Below are 5,030 nucleotides of genomic sequence, written 5' to 3' on the forward strand. Positions count from 1 at the left end.
GCATCGCTAGTCCCCGGCCCAGCGACCGCGCGGCTCATCGCTGGGGTCCCCGTCACCTTCAGGCCAAGCCCTGCAGTTATCGTGCCGGTTCAAGGGAAACTCTGTCTTGCGTCCGCGCAATAAAAAACGGCGGCACCAGGGAGGAGGAGAGGTGCCGCCGTTTCCTATACGTCCGGCCCAGGGAGGAGGAGAGGGCCATTCGCAAAACGAAGGGACTGGATGGTCCCAATTTGACGGCCCCAGGCATCAGGGAGGAGGAGAGACGCCCGTGACCGTAACAGATACCCCAGGGAGGAGGAGGGGGGTATCTGATCTCTTATTACGACCGGTGGCCGTAAACTGTTTCATGTGCAACGCGAAGAATTTCACTGCGGTGCAGGCCCAGATCGGCGAGGTCATGTGTGCTGAGCTGCGACAGCTCATTGACCGTGCGGCGATAAGTGCGGTAATTTGCGATACGCTGCATTGCAGCATAGACGGCGGCACTCAGATCCTCGCCGAGAACGGCGGCGGCAGAGCGGCGTGTGTCAATCGAGGTAGCCATGTCTTCGGGTCCTTGCGGATTTTATCATGTTCACGTTCGGCGCTGTTCGTTTCGCCTTTGTTGATCCCAAGATACGCTTTTGCTGCGGCTGCACAATACCCTGCAGAAGCAATGCTGCTATGCAGCAAATGCATAAGAAGAAAGTGACCTAAGGTTAAGCAAATGAAGCATTTTTTAGGCAGTTTAAAAACTGCTCTTGCCTTGGTTGCATAGAGCGGCGCTGATGTCGCCAATGGTAAAGGAACGAACATGACCGATATTCGCGCGGAACTCGAAGCGAGGCTTGACAGGCTGGAGTTGCCGGACGGCGGCAGTCTGATGTCGCGGGACATGGTGCGCGCGCTGGTGGTCGAGGCGGGCGAGGTGCGCTTTGTCATCGAGGCGCCCACCCCCGAGATGGCCCGCAACATGGAGCCAGTGCGTGCCGCCGCAGAGCGTGCCGCCTTGAGTCTGCCGGGGGTGAGCCGCGCGACCGTGGTGCTTACGGCGCAGGCCGCGCCGCCCGCGCTCAAGCTGGGGCAGCATCCCAAGGGGGGCAATGCGTCGATCCGGCCCGAGGGGATTGCGACATTGCTGGCAGTGGCCAGTGGCAAGGGCGGTGTCGGCAAATCCACCGTGGCCTCGAACCTTGCGGTGGCGCTGGCGCGGCAGGGGCGGCGCGTGGGGTTGCTCGATGCCGATATTCATGGGCCAAGCCAGCCGCGCATGATGGGGTTGACGGGGCGACCGCAAAGCCCGGATGGCACGCGGATCATTCCGCTGGAGGCGCATGGCGTCAAGGTGATGTCGATCGGGCTGATGCTCGACCCCGCCAAGGCTGTGATCTGGCGGGGGCCGATGCTGATGGGGGCGCTGCAACAGATGTTGGCGCAGGTGGACTGGGGCGATCTGGATGTGTTGATCGTCGATCTGCCGCCGGGAACGGGCGATGTGCAACTGACGCTGAGCCAGCGGGCGCGTCCCGATGGGGCGATCATCGTCTCGACGCCGCAGGATGTGGCGCTCCTCGATGCGCGCAAGGCGATGGACATGTTCCGCACGCTGGAGGTGCCGATTCTGGGGATGATCGAGAATATGTCGTTCTTCACATGCCCTGATTGCGGCCATGAGGCGCATGTCTTTGGCCACGGTGGGGTGCGCAGGGAGGCGGAGGGTCTGGGCCTGCCGCTGTTGGCGGCCTTGCCGATTGATCTGGAAACCCGGTCGGCAGGCGATGCGGGCTGTCCGGTGGCGGCGGGTGACAGCGCGGCGGCGCAGGCCTATGGCGCGTTGGCGCTGCGTCTGATTCGCGACGGCCAGGGCTGAGGCGAGCGCCGGGGACGCTGGCCACGACGCCGCCAAGGTGTTTCGGGCCAGAGGCGGCGGGAGTCAGTCGCTGATCGGCGTGGCCACCAATCCGAGGCGACGGGCGCTGTCGAGGGAGAGCGTGTCACTGTCGAGACCGAGCGGGATCTGATAGCGCTGGATCGCCGCGCGGGTGCGCGGGTCCATACGGGCGGTGACGGGACCGCTGTAGAGGTTGCGTGCGGCGAGTGCGCGTTGAACCGAGGCGATGAATTCAGGCGTCTGCACATCGGCGCAGGGGGTTTCATACCAAGTGGTCACGCGCTCTTGCAGGATGGCCTGCCGGGTGACGGTGGCATAGGTGGCGGGGCTCAGGATCTTGCCCGAGGCATCGGTTTCAGCGGGGGATAGCTGCACCTGTTCGGTGACGGTCTCGATCACTGCGGGCGTATCCTGTTTGCCCCAGCAGGTGCCGGGGGCGGCCCCCGGCGGGGCCTCTGCCCCGAGGTTTGATCCGCTCGCGTTGGGGGCCACGGTCTGACACGCCGCGAGGGACAGGGCCAAGGCGAGGCTTGAGAGTGTGGGGCGGATCATCAGCAGGGGGCCTCGCGGGCAATGTTCGCCTGAGTCTAGCCGGTTTGACCTGGGGGGGGAAGCGGGCTGTCGGGATCGGCCAGGAGGTCGAGCAGGGCCGAGATGTCCTCGATCTCTTCGGCCACCACATGGGTGACACCGGCCTGCCGCTCCACCCGGCCGGTCACGCGCAGCATGCGTCCGGCGATGACCGCACGGCGAAACCGCTCGAACACCTTGCGCCAGATCACGACATTGACCACGCCGGTTTCATCCTCGAGCGTGACAAAGACCACGCCGCGCGCTGTGCCGGGGCGTTGGCGCACCAGAACCAGACCCGCCACGGTGATCCGCGCACCCGAGGAAACCTCTGACAGGCGGGCGGCGATGAGGGCGGAGGGTGGGCGGGGCATGGCGGGCATCGGGCTCTGAAGGTCTGACTCTGCTCCTCTATAGGGTAGGAGCTGTGGGCCATATTGCAAGCTTGGGCCTGGTCGTGGGCGCGGGTTGCATCGCTTTGCGGGCTATGGTTTACGATTTGGAGCAATACTCTTGCCATCGTCTCTTGATCCCAGACCACAGGCGCGCGCCGATGCCCGTTGTGACCTTTCATGTCGGCATGCCGAAATGCGCGACAACAACGATCCAGAGTTTTCTGGCGGAGCGGGCCGAGTGGTTGGCGGCGCGGGGGCAGGTCTATGAGCGGCATCCCGAGGACCGCACGCGCAATCAGGGCAATGCGGCGCAACTGGCTGCTTTTTGTGCGGCGCGCGATCTGGTGCGGATGGAGGCCCATCTGGGGTATTTCCTGAGGTCGGGGCACGATGTGCTCTTGAGCAGCGAGATCCTGTTTGACCTGTGGCGTGAGGACGGGTTCGTGCCGCTGCGTGAGGCGGTCGCGCGGTTGGGCTATGACCTGCGGGTGGTGGTCTATCTCAAGCGCCAGGACCTATGGATCGAGAGCGATTTCAAACAGCATGTGAAGGGGCGGAGCGACTGGGTCGGACCGTTCGAGGACTTGCTCGAACGGCGCGTCACGCGGGGCACGTTGGATTATCACAAGCTGCTCATGCAGTGGGCGACGCAGGTGGGGCGGGAGGCGATGACCGTGGTGCCGCTCACCCCGTCGCAGCCGCAGGGCTATGCGATCGAGCGGTTTCTGGAGGTGATCGGGCTGGCACCGCCTGAGAGCGGTCTGGACATCCCGCGCCAGAATGTGAGCCCGTCTGCGGCGGTGATCGAGGCGGCCCGCCACATCAAGGCCGCGCTGATCGGGCAGGGTCTTGGGACCGAAGAGAGAGCCGCCGTGATGGCCGCGTTCTTTGCGGCGACCGAGGTGCTGACGGCTGCGGAACGGGATGCCGGCGCTCTCAGCCCGGTCGCGCGGCGGGCGTTGCTGGACCGTTGTGCGCCGTCCAATGCCGCCTTGGCGCGCGCGTTTCTGGGGGACGTTGCGCCATTTGAGGAGCTGGACCGGGATGCGGGCGTGGATTGGGTGCCTCTGTCGGAGCGGGCGCTGGACGTTCTATCCGGATGCGTGGCACGGTCGCTGATAGGTCCCGAGCCGGAGGTCGGGGGGCCATCGCTCTTGGGGCGGCTTTCGGGTTTCCTGCGACGCTGAGGACCGCGGCAATTCTGCAATTCTTTTCTGATGCAAGTACAAATTGGGCTGGTCTCAGCCGGGGGGCTTGATTAGGTAGTCCCCAAAAGCGACGCAATGGAGTAAGCCCAGACATGGCTAAAATCACCTATATCGAGCATAATGGCACCCGGCATGAGGTCGAGGTGGCCAATGGCCTGACCGTGATGGAAGGCGCGCGCGACAACAATATCCCCGGCATCGAGGCCGATTGCGGCGGGGCCTGCGCCTGTTCGACCTGTCACGTCTATGTTGATCCGAGTTGGGTGGGCAAGCTGCCCGCCAAGGATGACATGGAAGAGGATATGCTCGATTTCGCCTATCAACCCGATCCTGAACGGTCGCGGCTGACCTGTCAGCTCAAGGTGACGGACGCGCTGAATGGTCTGGTTGTGCAGATGCCGGAAAAACAGATCTGATCTGATCTGATCTGCGCGGGGCGGGGCGGGTGCAACGCCCCCGGCAGGCTGTCTCTCAGGGAGCGCACCACCCAAAAGCGTCGATCCGGACGGTCATGGGCGCGGTGCCGAGCGCGTCCGTGATGGCGTCAACTGCGGCGCTGTGTTGACGAGACCGTGATATGCGGCAGCCAAAGGCGGATTGACGTAACCTTTTGATCACCCTAGGATTCTACGCATAAGACGTTTTGCGAGTGGTGGCTGAATGCTTGGTTTTCTTTTGGTGGCGATGGGGGTTTTGGGTGCATCCCTTGTCATCGACGATGGGACTGATTTCGTTCCGGTTGCCAATGAAGAGATGCCGCCGGACGAAGATATGTCCAATGAGGAGCTTCCGTTCGACGAAGATATCGTGGGTGAGCCGATTGATCCCGTTCCGATCCCTGAAGACCCTGACGAGGAAGAGCCAGTCATCGACAATGATCGCCAAATTGGCATCGTTGCCATGGCGGTGGATATTGAGGATCACGTCGGCACGCCCTTTGATGATGTGATCGGGAACGAATACAACACGGTATTCAATGAGGAGACC

7 protein-coding genes are annotated in these 5,030 nt (G+C 63.3%); 4 read left to right on the top strand and 3 right to left on the bottom strand.

Features of this window, described 5'->3' with window-relative positions:
* Positions 1 to 319 precede the first annotated feature (319 nt).
* Positions 320 to 544, bottom strand: coding sequence for a DUF1127 domain-containing protein (locus VR71_RS12940; RefSeq protein WP_009818194.1), 225 nt, complete (start codon positions 542 to 544; stop codon positions 320 to 322).
* Positions 545 to 793: 249 nt separating this feature from the next.
* On the opposite strand from VR71_RS12940, the gene VR71_RS12945 reads away from it, so the two are divergent.
* Positions 794 to 1,849, top strand: coding sequence for an Mrp/NBP35 family ATP-binding protein (locus VR71_RS12945; RefSeq protein WP_045684541.1), 1,056 nt, complete (start codon positions 794 to 796; stop codon positions 1,847 to 1,849).
* Positions 1,850 to 1,912: 63 nt separating this feature from the next.
* Here the strand turns inward: VR71_RS12945 and VR71_RS12950 are convergent, their stop codons facing one another.
* Together VR71_RS12950 and VR71_RS12955 are read right to left on the bottom strand one after the other, a co-directional pair.
* The gene (locus VR71_RS12950; protein ID WP_045684542.1) at positions 1,913 to 2,422 is read right to left on the bottom strand and encodes a peptidoglycan-binding domain-containing protein; all 510 of its coding nucleotides are present in this window, start codon (positions 2,420 to 2,422) and stop codon (positions 1,913 to 1,915) included.
* A 35-nt stretch (positions 2,423 to 2,457) separates the two neighbouring features.
* Entirely contained in the window at positions 2,458 to 2,814 is a 357-nt protein-coding gene (locus tag VR71_RS12955) for an OB-fold nucleic acid binding domain-containing protein (protein WP_296430391.1), read from the bottom strand.
* A 179-nt stretch (positions 2,815 to 2,993) separates the two neighbouring features.
* Between VR71_RS12955 and VR71_RS12960 the strand changes: the two genes are divergently transcribed.
* The 3 genes from VR71_RS12960 to VR71_RS12970 all read left to right on the top strand — a co-directional run.
* Positions 2,994 to 4,022: a hypothetical protein gene (locus VR71_RS12960; RefSeq protein ID WP_045684548.1), complete on the top strand. Its 1,029-nt coding sequence runs from the start codon at positions 2,994 to 2,996 to the stop codon at positions 4,020 to 4,022.
* Positions 4,023 to 4,135: 113 nt separating this feature from the next.
* The gene (locus VR71_RS12965) at positions 4,136 to 4,459 is read left to right on the top strand and encodes a 2Fe-2S iron-sulfur cluster-binding protein (protein WP_009818199.1); all 324 of its coding nucleotides are present in this window, start codon (positions 4,136 to 4,138) and stop codon (positions 4,457 to 4,459) included.
* 244 nt (positions 4,460 to 4,703) lie between these two features.
* Positions 4,704 to 5,030: hypothetical protein (locus VR71_RS12970; RefSeq protein WP_045684546.1), on the top strand; the 327-nt coding region annotated here is incomplete at its 3' end.

Source organism: Roseovarius sp. BRH_c41, assembly GCF_000961715.1.
Lineage (GTDB): Bacteria > Pseudomonadota > Alphaproteobacteria > Rhodobacterales > Rhodobacteraceae > Roseovarius.

Excerpts from the sequence above, each read along its gene's own strand:
- VR71_RS12940 (WP_009818194.1), bottom strand. The coding sequence starts at position 544 with ATGGCTACCTCGATTGACACACGCCGCTCTGCCGCCGCCGTTCTCGGC.
- VR71_RS12945 (WP_045684541.1), top strand. The coding sequence starts at position 794 with ATGACCGATATTCGCGCGGAACTCGAAGCGAGGCTTGACAGGCTGGAG.
- VR71_RS12950 (WP_045684542.1), bottom strand. The coding sequence starts at position 2,422 with ATGATCCGCCCCACACTCTCAAGCCTCGCCTTGGCCCTGTCCCTCGCG.
- VR71_RS12955 (WP_296430391.1), bottom strand. The coding sequence starts at position 2,814 with ATGCCCCGCCCACCCTCCGCCCTCATCGCCGCCCGCCTGTCAGAGGTT.
- VR71_RS12960 (WP_045684548.1), top strand. The coding sequence starts at position 2,994 with ATGCCCGTTGTGACCTTTCATGTCGGCATGCCGAAATGCGCGACAACA.
- VR71_RS12965 (WP_009818199.1), top strand. The coding sequence starts at position 4,136 with ATGGCTAAAATCACCTATATCGAGCATAATGGCACCCGGCATGAGGTC.